16 protein-coding genes are annotated in these 19,552 nt (G+C 72.0%); 10 read left to right on the plus strand and 6 right to left on the minus strand.

The window, feature by feature from the left end; all coding sequences use genetic code 11:
- Positions 1–65 precede the first annotated feature (65 nt).
- From FR742_RS18835 to FR742_RS18850, 4 genes are read left to right on the plus strand one after another with little or no spacing between them, the layout of a single operon-like run.
- Entirely contained in the window at positions 66–1,388 is a 1,323-nt protein-coding gene (locus tag FR742_RS18835) for an ABC transporter substrate-binding protein (protein ID WP_148032156.1), read from the plus strand.
- The gene (locus FR742_RS18840; protein WP_148032157.1) at positions 1,385–2,293 is read left to right on the plus strand and encodes a carbohydrate ABC transporter permease; all 909 of its coding nucleotides are present in this window, start codon (positions 1,385–1,387) and stop codon (positions 2,291–2,293) included. The genes FR742_RS18835 and FR742_RS18840 overlap by 4 nt, the downstream gene beginning before the upstream one ends.
- Complete coding sequence (locus tag FR742_RS18845) at positions 2,293–3,138, plus strand: carbohydrate ABC transporter permease (protein WP_148032158.1); 846 nt, start codon at positions 2,293–2,295, stop codon at positions 3,136–3,138. Before FR742_RS18840 ends, FR742_RS18845 begins: the two co-directional genes overlap by 1 nt.
- The gene (locus tag FR742_RS18850) at positions 3,135–4,130 is read left to right on the plus strand and encodes a LacI family DNA-binding transcriptional regulator (RefSeq protein WP_148032159.1); all 996 of its coding nucleotides are present in this window, start codon (positions 3,135–3,137) and stop codon (positions 4,128–4,130) included. Before FR742_RS18845 ends, FR742_RS18850 begins: the two co-directional genes overlap by 4 nt.
- 21 nt (positions 4,131–4,151) lie before the next feature.
- Here FR742_RS18850 and FR742_RS18855 read toward each other — a convergent pair whose 3' ends face one another.
- Positions 4,152–6,668: a DUF6493 family protein gene (locus FR742_RS18855; RefSeq protein WP_148032160.1), complete on the minus strand. Its 2,517-nt coding sequence runs from the start codon at positions 6,666–6,668 to the stop codon at positions 4,152–4,154.
- A gap of 77 nt (positions 6,669–6,745) precedes the next feature.
- On the opposite strand from FR742_RS18855, the gene FR742_RS18860 reads away from it, so the two are divergent.
- Entirely contained in the window at positions 6,746–7,723 is a 978-nt protein-coding gene (locus tag FR742_RS18860; protein ID WP_148032161.1) for an aldo/keto reductase, read from the plus strand.
- Positions 7,720–8,460: an SDR family NAD(P)-dependent oxidoreductase gene (locus tag FR742_RS18865; protein WP_261808864.1), complete on the plus strand. Its 741-nt coding sequence runs from the start codon at positions 7,720–7,722 to the stop codon at positions 8,458–8,460. Before FR742_RS18860 ends, FR742_RS18865 begins: the two co-directional genes overlap by 4 nt.
- A gap of 100 nt (positions 8,461–8,560) precedes the next feature.
- On the opposite strand, the gene FR742_RS18870 is transcribed toward FR742_RS18865, so the two are convergent.
- Together FR742_RS18870 and FR742_RS18875 are read right to left on the minus strand one after the other, a co-directional pair.
- Positions 8,561–9,373, minus strand: coding sequence for a MerR family transcriptional regulator (locus FR742_RS18870; protein WP_148032163.1), 813 nt, complete (start codon positions 9,371–9,373; stop codon positions 8,561–8,563).
- 83 nt (positions 9,374–9,456) lie between these two features.
- Positions 9,457–10,197: a sugar phosphate isomerase/epimerase gene (locus FR742_RS18875; RefSeq protein WP_187281207.1), complete on the minus strand. Its 741-nt coding sequence runs from the start codon at positions 10,195–10,197 to the stop codon at positions 9,457–9,459.
- 195 nt (positions 10,198–10,392) lie between these two features.
- Between FR742_RS18875 and FR742_RS18880 the strand changes: the two genes are divergently transcribed.
- Both FR742_RS18880 and FR742_RS46390 read left to right on the plus strand, forming a co-directional pair.
- On the plus strand, positions 10,393–11,385 hold the full coding sequence (locus FR742_RS18880; RefSeq protein WP_148032164.1) for a hypothetical protein: 993 nt from the start codon (positions 10,393–10,395) through the stop codon (positions 11,383–11,385).
- A 461-nt stretch (positions 11,386–11,846) separates the two neighbouring features.
- Entirely contained in the window at positions 11,847–12,599 is a 753-nt protein-coding gene (locus FR742_RS46390; RefSeq protein WP_187281208.1) for an NUDIX domain-containing protein, read from the plus strand.
- Here FR742_RS46390 and FR742_RS18890 read toward each other — a convergent pair.
- Positions 12,596–13,666: an ADP-ribosylglycohydrolase family protein gene (locus FR742_RS18890; RefSeq protein ID WP_148032165.1), complete on the minus strand. Its 1,071-nt coding sequence runs from the start codon at positions 13,664–13,666 to the stop codon at positions 12,596–12,598. The genes FR742_RS46390 and FR742_RS18890 overlap by 4 nt on opposite strands.
- Before the next feature lie 69 nt (positions 13,667–13,735).
- Positions 13,736–15,052, minus strand: coding sequence for a M64 family metallopeptidase (locus FR742_RS18895; RefSeq protein ID WP_187281209.1), 1,317 nt, complete (start codon positions 15,050–15,052; stop codon positions 13,736–13,738).
- A 229-nt stretch (positions 15,053–15,281) separates the two neighbouring features.
- Between FR742_RS18895 and FR742_RS18900 the strand changes: the two genes are divergently transcribed.
- On the plus strand, positions 15,282–16,238 hold the full coding sequence (locus FR742_RS18900; protein ID WP_148032167.1) for a LysR family transcriptional regulator: 957 nt from the start codon (positions 15,282–15,284) through the stop codon (positions 16,236–16,238).
- Positions 16,239–16,284: 46 nt separating this feature from the next.
- Here FR742_RS18900 and FR742_RS18905 read toward each other — a convergent pair whose 3' ends face one another.
- On the minus strand, positions 16,285–17,499 hold the full coding sequence (locus FR742_RS18905) for a P1 family peptidase (protein ID WP_222708973.1): 1,215 nt from the start codon (positions 17,497–17,499) through the stop codon (positions 16,285–16,287).
- 232 nt (positions 17,500–17,731) lie between these two features.
- On the opposite strand from FR742_RS18905, the gene FR742_RS18910 reads away from it, so the two are divergent.
- Positions 17,732–18,907 carry an esterase-like activity of phytase family protein gene (locus tag FR742_RS18910; protein ID WP_148032168.1) on the plus strand — a complete coding sequence of 392 codons (1,176 nt, stop codon included), beginning with the start codon at positions 17,732–17,734 and terminating at the stop codon, positions 18,905–18,907.
- Positions 18,908–19,552: the final 645 nt, after the last annotated feature.

Below are 19,552 nucleotides of genomic sequence, written 5' to 3' on the forward strand. Positions count from 1 at the left end.
CCTTGACCCCGCACTGATGGCTGATCCAGTCTGTGCACGTTCACAGAGAACATCTGGAGGTATGCATGCGTGCCACACGCCTCGGAGCCGCCTTGGCCGCAGCGCTCGCGGCCACCCTGACCCTGTCCGGATGTGGCGGCGGCGAGCCCGCCGGCACTCCGGAGGCGGCGCGGACGCAGTCTCAGGCCCCGCAGGGCCCGGTCAAGCTCACGTACTGGACGTGGGCTCCGAACATGGACAAGGTCGTCGAGGTGTGGAACAAGGCGCACCCCGACATCCAGGTGACGGTCAGCAAGCAGGCCGGGGGCGACGACGCCGCCGCCAAGTTCCTCACCGCGGCCAAGGCCGGCAACCCGCCGGACCTGGTGCAGGCCGAATACCAGCACCTGCCGTCGTTCGTGGCGGCCGAGGCGGTGGCCGACCTCAAGGCCGAGACGGAGGCGGTCAAGGGCGAGTTCGGCGAGGGCGTGTGGGGGCTCGTCACGCTCGGCACCGAGGGCGTGTACGCGGTCCCGCAGGACAGCGGCCCGATGATGCTCTTCTACCGCCAGGACCTGTTCGACGAGTACGGCATCGAGGTCCCGAAGACCTGGGACGAGTACGCCGAGGCGGCCCGCGCCGTGCGGAAGAAGGACCCGAAGGTCTACCTGGGCACCTTCTCCAGCAAGGACCCCGGCGCGTTCACCGGCCTCGCCCAGCAGGCGGGCGCCCAGTGGTGGTCGATCAGCGGCGAGGCCTGGAAGGTGGACATCGCCGACGCGCCCACCGTCAAGGTCGCCGACTACTGGGACGGCCTGGTCAAGGAGGGCGCCATCGACGACACGCCGTACTTCACCCCGGAGTGGAACAAGGCTCTCGCCGACGGCAAGCTGCTCACCTGGCCGTCGGCGATCTGGGCGCCGGGCACGCTGGAGAGCAACGCGCCCAAGGCCGAGGGCAAGTGGGCGATCGCCCCGATGCCGCAGTGGAACGCCGGCGAGAACCACACCGGCTTCTGGGGCGGCTCCTCCGTGGCGGTCGCCGCCAAGTCGCCGAACAGGGCCGCCGCGGCCCAGTTCGCCACCTGGCTCAACACCTACCCGGAGGCGGTCGACGCGCTGGTGAAGGAGGCCGCGATCTATCCGGCGGCCACCAAGGCGCAGACGGCGCTCACCGAGGCGCCCGGCTACTTCGCCAACCAGCCGGACTTCTGGCAGCAGGCAGCCCAGGCCTCCGCCGGGGCGCGCGGCTTCACCTTCGGGCCCAACGTCGGCGTCACGTACAACGCCTTCAGGGACGGCTTCGACAAGGCGTTGCAGGACGGCAGCCCGTTCTCCGGCGCCGTCAGGGCGATGCACGAGGCCACGGTCGCCGACATGCGCAAGTCCGGGTTCTCGCTCGCGTCATGACGTACTCCGCGAAGAGGCGGCGCGCCGCGCGCCGCCCCTTGCTCGCCCCGTACCTGTTCCTCACCCCGGCGATCGTGCTGTTCGTGCTGTTCCTGGCGGTGCCGATCGGTTACACCGCCTACCTGGCGATGCGCCGGACCCGGGTGTCCGGGCTCGGGCTGGGGGGCGGGTCGCGGCGCGAGGTGTTCGCCGGGTTCGACAACTTCGCCGCCGCGATCACCGACGGCGAGCTGTGGGCCGGGTGGCTGCGGGTGCTCGGGTACGGCGCGATCGTGCTGGTCGTGATGCTGGGGCTGGCGCTGCTGTTCGCGCTGGCCCTGGACTCGGCCCGGGTGCGGCTGGCCCGCTTCGGCCGGATCGCGATCTTCCTGCCGTACGCGGTGCCCGGCGTGGCCGCGTCGCTGCTGTGGGGGTTCCTCTACCTGCCGTCGCTCAGCCCGATCCGGGCGGTGCTGGACGTGGACCTGCTCGGCGCGACCACGGTCACGTACTCGATGGCCAACGTGGCGGTGTGGGGCGGGACCGGCTTCAACATGCTGGTGCTCTACACGGCGCTGCGGGCGGTGCCGCGCGACTACTACGAGGCGGCGCGGCTCGACGGCGCCACCGAGACGCAGATCGCGCTGCGGATCAAGATCCCGCTGCTGATGCCGGCGATCATCCTGACCACCGTGTTCTCGATCATCGCGACGATCCAGGTGTTCACCGAGCCGACCACGCTGCGGCCGTTCACGAACACGATCAGCTCCACGTGGAGCCCGCTGATGAAGGTCTACCGGGACGCGTTCGTCACCGGTGACCTGTACGCGGCGGCGGCCACCTCGATCGTCATCGCCGCCGTCTCCTTCGTCCTGGCGTTCGGATTTCTGCGCGTGGTCCGCGACCGCGCCTTCGGGGAGGGCTGATGGCCGCCGTCACGACCCGCCGGTCCACCGGCCTGCTGCCGACCGCCGTGCTGCTGGCCGGCGCGATCTACTGCCTGTTCCCGGTGAGCTGGGTGCTGATCGCGGCGACCAAGTCGCCCGGGGAGCTGTTCACCACGCCGACCATGGCCTTCGGCACCGGCTTCCTCTCCAACGTGTCCGACCTGCTCGCCTACCGCGACGGGGTGTTCTGGCTGTGGCTGGTCAACACGTTCGTCTACGCGGGCGGCGGTTCGCTGCTGGCCACCGTGGTCGCCGCCGTCTCCGGGTACGCGCTGGCCAAGTACCGCTTCCCGGGCCGGGCGCTGATCTTCAACCTGCTGATCGGCGGCATCCTGGTGCCGGCCGTGGTGCTGGCCATCCCGCAGTATCTGCTGTTCTCGAAGGTGGGGATGGCGGACACGTACTGGGCGGTGCTGCTGCCGCAGATCCTGTCCCCGTACAGCATCTACCTCGCCCGGGTGTACGCGACCGCCGCCATCCCGGACTCGCTGCTGGAGGCCGGGCGGATCGACGGGGCCGGCGAGTGGACGCTCATGTCGCGGGTGGCGCTGCCGCTGATGGTGCCGGGCATGGTGACGATCTTCCTTTTCCAGTTCGTGGCCATCTGGAACAACTTCCTGCTGCCGTTCATCATGCTGGGCGACGACGGCAAGTTCCCGCTCACGGTCGGGCTCTACACGCTGCTGGCGGCCGGGGCCAACCAGCCGGCGCTGTACAACCTGATCCTGACCGGCGCGCTGCTGTCGATCATCCCGCTGATCGCGCTCTTCCTCACGATGCAGCGATACTGGAGGACAGACCTGTCCTCCGGAGCGGTGAAATGAAGCGCCCTACCATCCACGACGTCGCCGCTGCCGCGGGCGTGTCCCGCGGCACGGTGTCCAGGCTGCTCAACGGCGACCGCTACGTCAGCCCGGCCGCGCGGGCCGCGATCGAGCGGGCCATCACCGAGACCGGCTACGTCGTCAACCGCGCCGCCCGCAGCCTGGTCACGCAGCGCACCGGCTCCGTGGCCATGGTGCTGTCGGAGCCGGACCAGATGCTGTTCGAGGACCCCAACTACAGCACCCTCATCCGGGTGGCGATCCGCCGCCTGGCCGAGCGCGACATCTCGCTGGTGATGATGCTCGCCGGCAACGAGGGCGACCGCGACCGGGTGGTGCGCTACGTGCGCGGCGGCCACGCCGACGGCGTGCTCCTGGTGACGACCCACGCGGGCGACCCGCTGGCCGACGCCCTCGCCGCCGCCGCCCCCGCCGTCTCGTGCGGCGCGGTCATCGGGCGCGAGAACGTCATCCCGTACGCGGCCGCGGACGATCGCCTGGGCGCCCGGCAGATGACCGAATACCTGGTGAGCCGGGGCCACAGGCGGATCGCCATGATCACCGGCCCGATGGACACCCCCGGCGGCATCCAGCGCCTGGAGGGCTTCGCCGACGTGCTGGGCCGCAAGGCGTCCAAGAAGCTCATCGCGCACGGCGACTGGACCCAGGCCAGCGGCGAGCGGGCCATGGCCGAGCTGCTGGAGCGCACCCCTGACCTCGACGCGGTGTTCGTCGCCTCCGACCTGATGGCGGCCGGCGCCCTGACGACCCTGCGCGCGGCGGGCCGGCGGGTGCCGGACGACGTGGCGGTGGGCGGCTTCGACGACTCCTCGGTCGCCACCTCCACCCTCCCGCCGCTCACGACGATCAGGCAGCCGCTGGCGGAGATGGCGAACGCGACCATCAACCTGCTGCTGGCCCGGCTCGACGGCGCCGAGAAGCCCGAGCCGGTGGTGCTCCAGACCGAGCTGGTGATCCGCGAGTCCGCCTGACAGAAGGCGCTTCGCGAGCTGTCACCCCGCGAGCAGCTGGTGGAGCCGCTGCGCTTCCCGCACCAGCCTGGTGGATCCCTTACGGCCCGCTACGGCAGCCAGTTCCGGGATCTCGCCGCGTGCCCCGGCGAGCGCGGCGGCCCGGGCGCCCACGGCGAGCAGGTCCGCGAGCCCGTTGCGCGGGCGCTCCCCCGCGGCGGGCAGCACGCGCGGCAGCAGCGGGGCCACCACCGGCCACACCGCCGCGTGCGCCCCGGCCTGGACCGCCTCGTCGAGCGCGGACACCACCCGGGACAGCATGACCAGCCCCGGCGGCAGCAGCCCGGCGACCGCCTTCGCCAGCCGCTGCGCGGGCACCTCGTCCCGGGCGGCCAGGGTGAGGAGCGCGTCCACGGCCGCCGCCCGCTTCGCGACGTCGGGCTCGCTCATCCCGACGGCCAGCGCGTGCGCCACCGCCGTCCCGGCGGGCCCGTCGCCGTGCGCCAGCGCGGCGAGCGCGAGGTGCCCGTCGCCCCAGGCGTCGAGGGCGGTCAGCAGATGCGCCGCCACCAGCTCGCGATGCGACGGCGCCGCCATCGGCCACCAGCGCATCGTGGAGGACCAGGACGTGTCCCGCCGCGCCAGGTCGTGCAGCGGCTCCGGCAGCTCCAGCTCGGACTGGAGCTCCTCGCCCGCCCACCCGTATCCGACGCGCCTGACCATCGAGCACCGGACCTCGGGGTCGGGCAGCCCGCCGCCGCGCAGCCACGCCGCGCACTCCCGGCCCGCCCGCGTGCCGAGCTTCTCCGCCCGCTCCGCCGCCGCCTCGCCGACCGTGCGCGGCAGCCGCAGGAGGGCGTGCGCGAGGTCGGCGGGCAACGGCTCCAGGCCAGCCGACGCCAGCCGTTCGAGGCGGTCGAGCAGCACCTCGGGAGCGATGTGGCCGGTGCCGGAGGTAGGCGTGGCGAGCAGGAGGGGCGGTGCGGACGCCGTCTCGTAGGCGGCGATCAGTTCGCGGGCCCGCGCCTCGTAGAGCCGGTCCAGCCCGCCGCCTTCGCGGTTGACCCGGCCGCCGCGGATCAGCGCGGTGAGCCGCAGGCTGTCTTCCGGTGAGGCGAACGCGAGCACCGCCCGCATGAGCAGCTGGTGGAGCCGCTCGTCGCTCCCATACGGGTGATGGCAGCCGAACAGGTGCGGGTCCAGCGGATGCCACCAGGGTCGCAGCGCCTCGCGCAGGGTGTCCGGCTCCCGGTGCGCCCACTCGGCGAGCCCGGCCAGGACCCGCTCGAACGTGTCCGCTCCCGACTTCGGCCCCACGGCGGCGACCGCCTCGGCGAGTTCCCCCGGCGACGCGATGGGCGGCGGCAGGCTCGGCGCGGGCGCCGCGACCAGCGCGGGCGCCTCGGCTTCATCGGCCTCGACGGCTTCCCCGTACGCGCCGGCGATCTTCTCCCGCAGCTCGGCGGGGAGCCCGCCCGCGGCGTCCAGGACGGCCTGCCGACCTTCCTCGCCCGCCCGTCCGGCCAACCGCACCGCCGCCCGGACGGCGTACTCCTGCAGCGCGAGCGTGTCCTGCCGGAACACCGCCGCCACCACCGCCAGCGCGGCGTCGACCCGTTCCGGCCCGCGCCCGGCGGCGTCACGCGCCCACGCGACGGCCGCCCGCGCGAGCTTCTTCTCCTGCCGGAACGCCAGCGCTCCCGCCGCCTCGGCGAACAGCTCCTCCTCCAGCCGCCCCGCCTCGTCGGCCTGCCGCAGCCGCGCCAGGGCCATGTCGGCCACCGTGACAGGCGCGGCGGGCAGGATCGCCGCATAGTCGCGGACCCGTCCGGCCACCTCGTCGAGGTCCGGCGCCAGGTCGTCGTGCAGCTGGGCGAGCACCGGCGGCGCGTCGGGCCCGTCGCGCAGCAGCCGTCCCATGACCTGGCCGAGCACCTCGCCGCGATCCAGGCGACCGCTCTCGATCAGCCGCAGCACGCCATCGCGCTGCGGCCACGAGAACGCCTCCCGCAGCCCTGCCGTCTCGAAGATCCTGGGCGCGAGGTGCGGGAACAGGGGATCGTCGGCGCCCGGCGCGGATCCGAGCCGCCGCACCCACCCCGACAGGAAGGGGTCGCTGTCCGGCGGCTCGATGCCGGTCGCCCTGACCAGAGCCGCGACGATCTCCCACTCGCGTTCCTGCTCCGCCCGCAGCCGCAGCACCGTCCGCCGGGCGAGATCCTCCTGCCACTCCACCGGGCGCGTACGGACCAGGCCGAGGACGCGCGGCGCGTCGTCGCCCGCCGGATCGCGCCACCGGAGCTCGCGCCGGAAGATCCACGAGGTCACGGCCGCCGCCCCGCCGAGGCAGCCGACGCCCGCCATGAGCAGGGGCCGTAACTGGCCCGTCCACTCCCAGAACCTGCCGCCGTACGCCCTGTTCTGCGCCGCGAGGTAGGGCGCGAGCTCGGCGGCGACGGCCTTCCTCGCGGCCGCGTCGAAGGCGGCGACGGAGCGGACGGTGCCGGCGGTGTCGCCGGCCTGGATCAGCTTGAGAAGATCTTTCCACGGTGCGGACATGGCGCGGACCCTACTGACCCGGCCCGACAATTCACCGATCCGGCGACCTGAAGCCAGGTATGGAAGAGTTACCGTCCATGGAACAGCGTGTGTTGGGACGTACCGGACGGCGAGTCGGCGTGGTGGGGCTGGGAGCCTGGCAGCTCGGGGCCGACTGGGGGCAGGTGAGCGAGGACGACGCGGTCGCGACGCTCTCGGCGGCGGCCGGCGACGGGGTGACGTTCATCGACACCGCCGACGTCTACGGCGACGGCCGCAGCGAGCAGATCGTCGGCCGGTTCGCCAAGGCCCACCCGGACCTCACGGTGGCCACCAAGATGGGCCGCCGGATGGACCAGGTGCCGGAGAACTACGTGATGGCCAACTTCCGCGCCTGGAACGAGCGCTCCCGCCGCAACCTCGGCGTCGACACCGTCGACCTGGTGCAGCTGCACTGCCCGCCCACGCCGGTGTACTCGTCCGACGCGGTGTTCGACGCGCTCGACACGCTGGTCGCGGAGGAGAAGATCGCCGCGTACGGGGTGAGCGTGGAGACGTGCGAGGAGGCGCTGACGGCGATCGCCCGGCCGGGCGTGGCGACGGTGCAGATCATCCTGAACGCGTTCCGGCTCAAGCCGCTGGAGCGGGTGCTGCCCGCGGCCCGCGAGGCGGGTGTCGGCATCATCGCCCGGGTGCCGCTGGCCAGCGGCCTGCTGTCGGGCCGGTACGACGAGAACACCACGTTCGCGCCCGACGACCACCGCACCTTCAACCGCCACGGCGAGTCGTTCGACGTGGGCGAGACGTTCTCCGGCGTGGACTTCCGCACCGGCCTGGAGGCGGTCCGGCGGCTGGCCCCGCTGGTGCCCGAGGGGGCGACGATGGCGCAGTTCGCGCTGCGCTGGATCCTCGACCAGCCCGGCGTGTCCGTCGTCATCCCCGGCGCCCGCAACCCGGCCCAGGCCGCCGCCAACGCCGCCGCGGCCGCGCTCCCGCCCCTCCCGCCGGAGACCCTCCAGGCCGTACGCGACGTGTACGACGAGCTCATCCGCCCGCAGGTGCACGACCGATGGTGAGCCGGAGGGTTCTCGTCACCGGGGCGTCGCGGGGCATCGGACGAGCCGTCGCGACGGCGTTCGCCGAGCTGGGTGACCGGGTGGCGATCCACCACCGCGACTCCCCCGCCCTCGCCTCCGGCCTGCTGGACGAGCTGCCGGGCGAGGGACACGCGGTCGTCCAGGCGGACCTGGCCGACCCGGAGGCGGTGCGCCGCGTCGTGGACGAGGCGGCCACCGCCCTGGGCGGCATCGACGTGCTGGTCAACAACGCCGGCGTGTTCCTGCACCACCCGGTCACGGACCTCACCTACGAGGAGTGGCAGGCGGCCTGGCGCCGGACGCTCGACCTCAACCTGGCCGGCGCGGCGAACATGATCTGGTGCGCGCTCCCCCACATGCCGCGGGGCGGTCGCATCGTCAACGTCTCCTCGCGCGGCGCCTTCCGCGGCGAGCCTGACAGTCCCGCGTACGGCGCCAGCAAGGCGGGCCTGAACGCGCTCACCCAGTCGCTCGCGGTGTCCCTGGCGCCGAAGGGCATCGCGGTGGCGGCGGTCGCGCCGGGCTTCGTCGAGACGGACATGACGAACGAGCACCTCAAACCGCCCAGGGGCGACGAGATCCGCGCCCAGAGCCCGTTCGGCCGCGTGGCCCGCCCGGAGGAGATCGCCGCCGCCGTCGTGTACCTGGCCTCGCCGGAGGCGGAGTGGGCCAGCGGCACCATCATCGACCTGAACGGCGCCAGCTACCTGCGCTGAGAGGCGGGGCCGGGTGGTAGGAGAATGGCATCTTCGACTTCTGACATCGCCGATCACGGCTCCCGGCGAGATTCTCCGGAAGCCGTGTCGCCGTAACGTGTCAGACCTTGTTCACCGGTTCCTGGAGTTCGGTGACCCACTCGTCGTGGTTGTCGGGACACTCCAGGTTGATCTCCCGGGGGTAGCCGACGGAGCGGTAGCCGTTGGCGTCGATCCAGCGGCCGAGGGTCTGGACGGTGGGCAGGACGGTCTCCATGGAGCCGCGGTGCATGACGGTCGCCGCCTGCTCGACGGGCGGCAGGTCCACGATCCGCAGCCCGTCGTTCTCCCCGAGGGGCGCGGAGACCTCGACGCCCGCGTGGATGAGGATCCCGCCGTCCGGCGCGTCCTCGTAGCAGGCGACCGCGGGCCCGGAGGGGGAGAGGCCCGCCGCCTCCAGGCGCCGGGACAGCTCCTCGTAAAGCGGCTGGATGACCGGGCCGACGGTGTCGAAGTCCGGTGCCACCGCGGTCAGTTCGGCCACCCGCACGCTCGGCAGGCTCTTCAGTACGACATCGTTGCTGGGCATCTGCCCCTCGCTCTCGATCGAGCGGAGCCTCGCCTCGACCTGGGCCAGCCGGGCCGCCGCCGCCGTGATCGCCGCCTCCAGGTCGGCGCGCCGCAGCCGGAGCATGGCGCGCAGTTCCCCGATGGTCACCTTCTCGTCCAGGATCGCCCGGACCTGTTGGAGGGTGAAGCCGAGGTCCTTGAGCGCGATGACGCGGTTGAGGCGGGCCAGCTGGGCGGCCGTGTAGTAGCGGTAGCCGGTGGCCGGATCGACGTGGGCCGGGCGCAGCAGGCCGGTGGCGTCGTAGTGACGCAGCATCCGGACCGAGACGCGACCGTGCCTGGCGAAGTCTCCGATGGTGAACATGATGTCTCCAAGTCGACCGCCTGACACGGTGTGAGGGTCAAGAACCCGGGTGGATGCCGAGGCCTGAGCCGGCGGAACGTGGGCTACCCGCCGAGCCCGTCAAGATAGGCGCGGGAGGCTGCGAGGGCTTCGAGCATGTCGCCGTCGCAGCGGTCGAGCTCGACGATCCGCCAGACGTCGCCGGGGGCGGCCGCCAGGATGTCCGGGATCGGCAGCGTGCCGGAGCCGACCGCGGTCATGGCGTCGTCGACGGTGCCGGGGCCGTCCTTGACGTGCAGGTGGGTGACCCGGTCGCCGAGCCGGGACAGCAGGCCGGGCACGTCGGCGCCGCCCACCACGGCCCAGTAGAGGTCCACCTCCAGCAGGACGTCCGGGTCGAGCAGTTCGGCGAGCACCTCAAGGGCGTGCCGGTCGCCGATCCGCGCCGCCAGCTCCCAGTGGTGGTTGTGGTAGCCGAGCCGCAGCCCCGCCCCGGCGGCGCGGGCGGCGGCGGCGTTGATCAGGCGGGCGCTCTCCTCCACGGCGGCACGATCGGAGAACCCGTCCGGCGGGATCGCCGGGATGATCACCGTGTCCGTGCCGATGGCCGCGGCGGCCTCCAGCACGGCGGGCGCGTGCTCGTCCAGCAGCGGCCCGTGCAGCGAGCAGGCGGTGAGCCCGTTCGCCTCCAGCAGCTCGCGAAAGGCGCGCGGGTCGTCGCCCAGGAGCCCGAAGGTGGGCTCCACGGCCCGGTACCCCATCGCGGCGAGGGACGTCAGAGTCGTCGTCGGCCGCACGGTCATCTCGGCGCGTACGGAGTAGAGCTGGACGGCGGGAACAAGCACGACATACCCCCTGCTACTACATGATCCAGTCCATCGATCTTAGGGAGCCGCCGGCATCCCGGGAAGCGGCGCCACCGCCGGAGGCTCGCCACACACTGAAGTAATTCGTATTAGCAGGTTGACTGACGCTTTTCGCTGACCGATGCTCGGTGATCACACCGGCCCCCCGCCGGTGTGATCACGAAAGGGCAGAGCATGTCCGATCCGATCCTCGACCGCCGCACGATCCTGCGCGCCGCCGCAGGCACGGCCGTCGCCCTCCCCGCGCTCTCCTCCCCCGCCGCCGCTGCCGCCGCCGCCGGGCCCGCGGGCTTTCCCTCGTACGCCTACCTCGGCCGGTCGCTGAACACCTCGGCGCTGCGCTACAACCCGACCGGCGAGCTGATCTTCCCGTGCGTGCGCGGCACGTACGACCGCATGCCGGGCGGGCTCGGCAGGTACTACCTCTACTACGCCCCGCACGACGCGCCCGGTGGCATCTGCCTGGCCTACGGCGACTCACTCGCCGGGCCGTTCACCGAGTATCACGCCAACCCGATCGTCAGCCGGCAGTGGGGCTCGCACTTCAACGTCAGCCACGTGTCGTCACCGCACGTGCTCTGGCACGCCGCCTCCCGCCGCTGGTACCTGTACTTCCACGGCGAGAACAGCACGACCCGGCTCGCCACCTCGGCCAACGGGGTCGACTTCAGCTACCACGGCGTCGTGCTGAACACCTCGATGGTGCCCGGCATCTCGGAGGCCTCCTACGCGCGGGTCTTCGACCACGCGATCCCGGCGCGGGGCGCCCGGTACGTGATGGTGTTCATGGGCAACCACGGCGGCAACCGCAAGATCTTCTGGGGCTGGTCGGGCGACGCGGTGAGCTGGCAGTTCGCCCCTGACCCGCTCATCTCCCCCGCGGGCGACGGCCTCACCGACCTGAGCGGGCCGCACCTGCTCAAGCGCAACGGCACCACGTACGTCGTCTACCACGGCAACTCGGGCAAGATGTATCTCACCGAGGTCGGCAACTCCTTCGACCGGGAGGTGCACCTCGGCGTCTTCCACACCCCGCTGACCGGCGGCCCCGACTCCCGGCGCTCGGCCGCCCCGGCCTTCGGCACCGACGGCGGCGTCTCGTACATGTTCTACGAGGCGGGCCAGCGCGGCTCCACCGTGATCGCCGTGGCCCGCGCCACCTCCTGATCCCGTACCCCCTCGGCCCCGCTGAGCCCTGCCCCGTCCCTCCCCGGTTCGGCGGGGCCGGGCGTCGCCCGCCGCGTGCTTGCCGGCCGGCGAGTCCGGGAAGATCAGGTCGAACGGCCCGAGCGCGGACAGCATCTCCAGCGCGTCGCCCGTGCGGAACTCCACGAACCCCGGCCACTCCCCCTGCCGCGCGAGCCCGGCGCGCCCGGCGTCGCGTTCGATGGTGGTGACGGTGACGTCCGTGCGCGACGTCAGGCTGGACACGAGCCAGGCCGTCCCCACTCCCGTCCCGGTCCTGATCTCCAGCACCCGCGCCCGCGCCGGCAGCCCGGCGGCGAGCACGGCGAGGAGCCGTCCGACACCCGGGTCACAGGAGTACGCGAACCCGGCCCGCTCCGCCCGCTCGGTGGCCCGCCGTACGAGATCCTCCATGGGCACAGGATTCCCTATGCTGCCGACCCATGACGATCGACGGCGACTACGGTCTGCCCGGTTCGCTCGGCAGGGTGCTGCGGGCGGTGGCGGACGAGCGGGTGGCACAGGACCGGCGGTGGGGAGTCCAGGAGGGCCTCACCGACGGCACCGGCCCGCAGCACGGCGACGAGGCTGAGCGGGCGAAGCGGGAGACCGGTGAGGCGTCCCGGGAGGGGCGGCTGACCTGGCGGCACGTGCTGGCGGAGGAGGTGCTGGAGGCGTTCGCCGAGGAGGACCCCGACCGGTTGCGGGCGGAGCTGACGCAGGTGGCGGCCGTGGCGGTCAAGTGGATCCAGGACATCGACCGGCGCGCCGCCCGGGACCGGTTCCGGGCGATCGTGGACGTGCACGTGCTGCTGGTCCGCGACGGCGAGGTGCTGATGGGGCGCCGATCCGGCACCGGGTACGCCGACGGGCTGTGGCACCTCCCGAGCGGCCACCTGGAGGCGGGCGAGTCGGCGACGGAGGCGGCGGCGCGGGAGGCCGGCGAGGAGGTGGGCGTCCGCGTCGACCCCGCCGACCTGGTCTTCGCCCACGTGATGCACCGGGCGCCGGATCGGGTGGGGATCTTCTTCGTCGCGGAGAGGTGGGCGGGCGAGCCGTACAACGCCGAGCCGGACAAATGCTCCGAGCTCGGCTGGTTCCCGCTGGACCGGCTGCCGCAGGACACGGTCGGCTACCCGGCCGAGGCGCTGCGCGGCATCGGGCGCGGTGAGGCTTTCGGCCTGTACGAGTTCTAGCCCGGCGGATACTTGGCCGGGTCGGCGCGCCCGCGGCCGGCGAAGTCGTCGGCCAGTTCGGTGATGGTCTCGCGGCCTTCCAGCAGATACAGCCAGGCGACCGGCAGGGCGTCCTCGCCGCGCACGGCGCCGAGGAGGTTGCCGGTCATGGAGCCGGTGGAGTCGCTGTCGCCGGAGTGGTTGACGGCCAGCAGCAGCGCCGCGGCGAAGTCCTTCTCGCGCGTGAGCGCGCAGTAGACGGCGATGGCCAGCGCCTCCTCGGCCACCCATCCCCCGCCGAGGCTCTCCACCCGCTCCGGGCTCGGCTCGCCCTTTCCTGCCAGCTCGTCCGCCGCCCGCAGGGCGACGCTGGTCTCCTCGTGCCCGGGGTACGAGGCCAGCAGGCGGAGCGTCTCGTGGACCGCCTCGTACAGGGTCAGGTCCTCGGCCACGAAGTGGACGAGGGCGGCGAAGGCGCCGGCCGCGTAGTAGCCGGTGGGGTGGCCGTGGGTGATCCGCGCGCAGGCGGCGGCCAGCTCGAACGCCTCCCGCGCGGAGCCTCCGAGAAGCCCGAACGGCGCGGACCGCATGACGGTGCCGCAGCCCTTGGAGTCGCGGTTGACCGGCCCCGGCTCTCCCAGGGGCCCGTCCCGGCCGGGCCGCGCGCGCAGCCCCGACAGGCACGCGTTGCCGGGCGCCCGCCGCGCGTACAGCCACCGCTGCTCGCGCAGCCAGCCCGTACGGTGGTGCGGGTCGCCGGGCGGCGGCGGGGCGTCGTGCCGCTGGGTGTCGAGCCAGCGCAGGTAGGCGGACCGGACCACCTCCGCGGTGTCCGCGAACCCGCGGGTGGCGGCCCTCAGCTCGGCCCTGATCAGCCCTTCCAGCGTGAAGAGCGTCATCTGGGTGTCGTCGGTGATCAGGCCCGCGCGGCCGATCCCGTCGGTCACCATGCCGGTGACCCCGGCCTGCCCGTGACGGGCACGGATGCCCGCGATGGAGTCGAACTCGATCGCCCCGCCGAGCGCGTCGCCGATCGCCCCGCCCAGCACGCATCCGCGGACCCGGCTGCGGTACGTCACTTCCGCCATGGCCCACACCTTATGCCCGGCCTTGTCGCGTACGGGAAGGATCGGGCCGTGCACACGGCCCGATCCTTGTCAGTGGGCGTGCTTGTGGCCGAACGTCCAGGTGATCGTGGAGGTGAGGGCGTTCTCGCGGTACGCGGGATCGCGGATGAAGCCGGTGGAGTCGGAGACGACGACGGTATAGGTGCACGAGTGCTTCGACCGCAGGTCCTTGCGCCCGCACCACGGAGCCTCGGGCTTGCCGCGCTGCTTGGGCGGCTTGTGCTCGCCGGCCTGCACGGAGGTCTGGCCGGCCCACTCCGCGATCTCGTGCCCGTTGACGAACCACCGGGTGGACACGGTCGGGATGTCGACGTGGGTGACGGTCAGGGTGGCCGACTTGCGGATCGGCCTGTCGCTCGGCGGGGTGGCGGCGTCGACGATGCCGGTCAGCTCGTAGAACTTGCGGGTCATCTCCTCGCGGCCGACCGAGTTGAAGGGCTTGCGCAGGGTGCGCATCAGCGAGTCGTCGCTGGGCCGGTGGATGCCGAGGTTGTGGTAGTAGGCGCCTTCGAAGGCGCCGATGACGCCGCCGTCGGGGGTCTCGGCGCCGAGCCAGCGCCACCACTTGGTCCGCCGCGCGGTCTGCTCTCCGGCGTCGTGGACGGAGACGTTGGCATCCGGCGGCTCCTCGCCGGTGTAGACGCTGCCGTCGTCGGGATAGGCCCAGTACGGGTACTCGTCGGCGAGGTCGCCGAGCGAGTGGCCGAGCTCGTGGGGAAGGATCTCCGGGCCGGAGACGTGACCGCCGGAGAAGGTGACCAGGTCCTCCTCGATGTAGCCGGCTCCGCCGTACGTGCCGCTGTTGACGACCACGGCGATCTGGTCGAAGGCGGGCGCCAGGGCGGCGTAGGACTCGGCGGCGGGCACGTCGACGCAGACCAGGCGTGCCAGCCCGTCGCAGTAGTAGGTGCTGTGGAGCGCGGTGTCCTTCTCGATCCCTTCGGCGGGGTCGTTGTCGGAGCCGGACTCGTTGGAGACGACGTTGACCTGCCAGACGTTGAACAGCTTCCGGTAGCTCTTGAACGGCTCGCGCTCGGCCAGCAGGTTCCAGCTGGTCTCCACCTGGGAGGTGTAGAGGTCCATCTCGGACTCGGTGAAGCCGTCGCCCAGGTAGACCAGGTCGATGCGCTTGTCGCTGGGGCCGTTCACCTCGATGGGCGTCACGGTGGCGGACGGCGCCTGCCGGGACCTCGCCCGCGGGCCGATCTCGCCCGGCACGTCGGTGTAGCCCCGCGGCCCGCTCTCGTCGAAGATCTCCACCTTGTGGTCATCGGACGCGGTCGCGGGCGGGACCGAGAAACACGTCGCGAGGAGTACGCCCCCCACGACCAAGCCAAGTTTGCGCATATTTGTCTCCATCGACAGCGATATGGCGCAGATTGTTCGCGGCTGCGCGTTCATGGGGCAATAACGCTGCGGTGTCGATCCGGGCCGGCGGCGGAGGGCGTCCGACGGGCCGCAGGTCGGCACGCCACATAACCCGGGAGTTATCCCCTTTCGGGATGGCCCTCCTCGTGGGTACGGGCACCCACGCGCGCCCGATCACCCTAGGGTTATGTCGTACTAGATTTGCCGCATGCAGCTGGAGTTGCGGCACCTTCGCACGTTGTGCGAGATCGCGAACGCGGGCAGTCTCAGCAAGGCGGCGGTCGTCCTGGGCGTCTCGCAGCCCGCTCTCACCGCCCAGTTGCGGCGGATCGAGGCCACGCTCGGCGGGCAGATCTACCGGCGCGGCCGGCTGGGCATGACCCCGACCCCCTTCGGCCGGTTCGTGCTGATCCGGGCCAGAGCGGCGCTCCAGATCGTGGACGAGCTGATGACGGACACCACGCCCGCCCCGGACCGGCCGCGCGTCGCCCGGATGGGCGGCTACGCCAACCCGGTGCTCGGCGGCCTGCTGCGCAGGCTGTTCGGGACGCCGGGCACGCCGATCACCGTGCACACCGAGCACTCGCCCCGCCTGCTCATGGACCTGCTCGCCTCCAAGCGGCTGGACGCGGCCACGCTCGTCGACTACCCCGGCCACGAACTCGCCGTGCCCGCCGCGATAGGCGTGCGCCCCATCGCCATGGAGCCCGTCTTCGTCGCGATGGCCGCCGGCCACCCTCTCGCGTCACTCGAAGAGGTGCCCCTCGCCCGGCTGGCCGACGACGACTGGGTCCTGTCGCCTCCTGACGGGGCGGGCTGGCCCGAGTGCTTCGTCACGGCGTGCCGGGACGCCGGCTTCGAACCTCGGGTGCCGCACATCATGATCGAGGCGCCGATGATCCGGCTGCTCGTCGCCGCGGGGCAGGCCGTCACGCCGTGCCAGGCCACGTTCCCGCCCGGCGACGGCATCGTGGTCCGCCCGCTTGCGGGCGCCCCGCTGTGGATGAGGCACCTCGTCGCCTGGCGCCTCGACGGCGCGCTCGCCGACCGGGCGGGCGAACTGGTCGCCCTCGCCACGCAGGCCCACCAGGAGGCGCTGGCCGCCCACCCGGTCTACAGCGCCTGGCAGGCACGACGTCACTTCGGAGGTGATCCGCGACACTGAGCGGGCCGCTCCCCCGGCACGTGCGGGGAAGCGGCCCGATGCGGTGCTACTGGGGCAGCGGGGCCACCTCGCGCACCTTCTCCGCGGCGGCGGCCAGCGAGTCCCTGGTCACCTCAGGCGCCTCGCCCTGCTTGTTCTGCGGCAGCGGCTTCACCTTCTTGCAGGCGGACGGATAGCGGTCGCAGTAGCTCTGGGTCGTGCCGACTGACGTGGCGTTCAGCATCGCGTGGCCGGTGGCCCGGGTCAGCGTGTCGGTGGCGGCGTTGAAGATCTCGTTGAGCCGGCGCGAGTCGGCCGGGTTGTTGACCCGCAGCGGGGTGCCGGTGCCGGTCGACATGCCGAAGATCGTGTCGCCGTCGCCCAGCGTGTGGATCGGGCTGATCGCGCGGGCCAGACCGTCCTGGGAGTTGCCGGCCATCCGCGCGGCGGCGGCCTTCTCCAGCGGCGCGTTCGTGGCGACCACGGCGATCGTGGTGTTCAGCGACGGGGCGTCGGCCTTGGCTTCCGGCCGGCACTCCTTGGCCTTCGGCGTCTCCAGGCCGCGGAACTCGCCCGCCACCTCGTACCGGGCCGCGAACAGCGAGCAGTCACGCGGGTCGACCGGCGAACCGGCCGAGTTCACCACCACGATGGCGCCGACCACGGTGCCGTCGCTGAGGGTCATGCTGGCGGTGCCGACACCGCCCTTCAGCCCGCCCGCGCGGGCACCGGTGCCGCCGCCGGCGACGCCCTGACGTACCGGACCTTCCTTGGCGGCCTGCGCGGCGAGGTAGCCCCACTCGGGCGTGGTGCGGGCCTTGAAGTCGCCGCCCCTGCCGAGGTCGAAGATGTCGGCGGCGGGGACGATCGGCGCGACTCCCGAGCCGACCCTGACGCCCTCGCCGCGCTCCTCCAGCCAGCGGATGACGCCGTCGGTGGCGGCCAGCCCGTACATGCTGCTGCCGCCGAGCATCACCGCGTTCACGCCGGGGTTGGAGTTGAGCGGGTCGAGCAGGTCCGTCTCCTTGGTGGCGGGGGCGCCGCCGCGCTGGTCGACGCCGGCCACGGACATCGTCGGGGTGTAGATCACGGTGGTGCCGGTCAGGTAGGGCGCCCTGGCCGACTGGACCTGTCCGACCTTGATGCCGGGCACGTCGGTGATCGCGTTGTCGGGGCCGGGCAGCCCGGGGGTGTTCGCGGCGGTGGCGGCCTGCGCGGACGCGCTTCCGGGGACGGTGAGCATCAGTGCTCCGGCCAGCAGTGCGACGAGGCGTGGCTTCATGGATCCCTCATTCCAGTGGGGGGCGGGAAGGGACGTCGGGGAGTGCGCGCGCTACTGAGTGCACTGAGGCTACTGGTCGGACCAGCAAAGGTAAAGATCGTAGTGTGCCGATTTGTAGCTATAGTCGGCGTTTTCGCCAGTACGTCCGCGATCGCGTGAGTTCGCCGGCCCCCTGCCGGAAGGACGTCCGACGTTGGGCGTCGATTAACACGGCCTCCCTAGCGTGCCCGATATGAAACGTGCACTGCTCGCCCTCGGTGTCGCCACGCTGGTCACCGGCCTCGCCGCGCCCGCCGCGGCCAAGCCCGCCGACCCCGGACGGGCCACCCTCACCGGGTTCGCCTCGCTGCCCGCCGAGACCTTCGTACCGAACAGCGAGACCTCGGGCACCCAGCTCGGCCCCGACCCGGTCAACGGACTCACCCCGCCCTTCGCCGGCCAGCCCGTGCAGGGCTTCAGCGGCATCGTGCCCCGGGGCAGCGGCGTCTACGAGATGCTGTCCGACAACGGCTTCGGCAGTAAGGGCAACAGCGCGGACTTCCTGCTGCGGGTGCACCGGGTCGAGCCCGACCTGCGGGGCGGCACGGTGAAGGTGCTCGGCGGGTTCGACCTCGCCGACCCCGACCGGCACATCACGTTCCCCATCACCAGGGAGGACCGCCGGCTGACCGGCGCCGACTTCGACGTGGAGTCGATCGTGCGCGCCGGAGACGGCACCTACTGGATCGGCGACGAGTTCGGCCCGTTCCTGCTGCACTTCTCCTCGACGGGCAGACTGCTCGAAGCGCCCATCCCCCTGCCCGGCGTCCAGGCGCCGGAGAACCCGTTCCTGAACGGCGCCGAGCCGAACCTGGGCCGCAGCAAGGGCTTCGAGGGCATGGCGCGCTCGCTCGACGGCAAGCGGCTCTACCCGCTGCTGGAGGGCACCGTCAGCGGCGACCCGGCCGGCACCCTGCGCATGTACGAGTTCGACGTGCGTAAGAGGGCCTACACCGGCAAGCGCTGGACCTACCCGCTGGACGCCCCCGGCCACGCCATCGGCGACGCGGTCGTCGTGGACCGGAACCGGTTCCTGATCATCGAGCGTGACGGCGCCCAGGGCGACGCGGCCAGGACCAAGAAGATCTACCTGGCCGACGTCCGCGACCGGAACCAGGACGGCGCCATGGACAAGACGCTCGTCGCCGACCTGCTCGACCTCGCCAACCCCAAGGGCCTCGGCGGCTTCGGCACGACGTTCCGCTTCCCGTTCGAGACGATCGAGGACGTGGCCATCCTCGACGACCGCACCCTGATCGTCGCCAACGACAACAACTTCCCGTTCTCCACCGGCCGCACGCCCGGCAAGCCGGACGACAACGAGTTCATCACCATCAAGCTGCCGCGCCCGCTGCACGCCACCCGCTGACCCTTACGTGCCCGTGCCCCTCCCGCCCTGGGAAGGGCACGGGCACGCCGCCTCCTCGGCGTGCACGGTGGAGCCGACCTCGTGGAAGAGCCCCCTTCGGGCCCTCGCGAATCCGGCAGGTGGTGGCCATCCGGGAGACCGGCAGCAGTGAGCCGTCGCCCCGCTCGAACCACTGACGCTCGCCCTGCGCGGTGCCGCCGGTGCGTGATGAGCAGCTGCCGCATCACGCACCGGAGGGCAGAGACTCACCGATCTTGCCCCGACGGTGCGGCATGAAGATTCTTCGAGAACAGTGCTTGATCGCGACCAGGCGCGGTAAGGGTTCGATCGTCGTACATCATGACGATCACGAGTCGCGAAGCTCACGCGAACTTCAGCGACTCCTTAGCGATTCGCCGCTCGGACCATGGACACCACTCTTGACTGAGCCCTTGATCAGCCAGCGGCCCGCCCGTCTGCGGATGTTGCCGTTCAGCAGGTCAAATGCTTACAGAGGATCACTTCCGATCGCTGAAAAGGATCTTTACTTTTAATGGAATCTCATGTGACGATCACTCCGTTTTGCCACCTCGTTTGAAAGGTCGGAGTGAACTCACCATCCTCGACGTCCGGCTTATCCCCCCGGACGCGACGCCGCGCTGCCTT

It is taken from the genome of Nonomuraea sp. C10 (assembly GCF_008017515.1).
GTDB classification, from domain to species: Bacteria; Actinomycetota; Actinomycetes; order Streptosporangiales; family Streptosporangiaceae; genus Nonomuraea; species Nonomuraea ferruginea.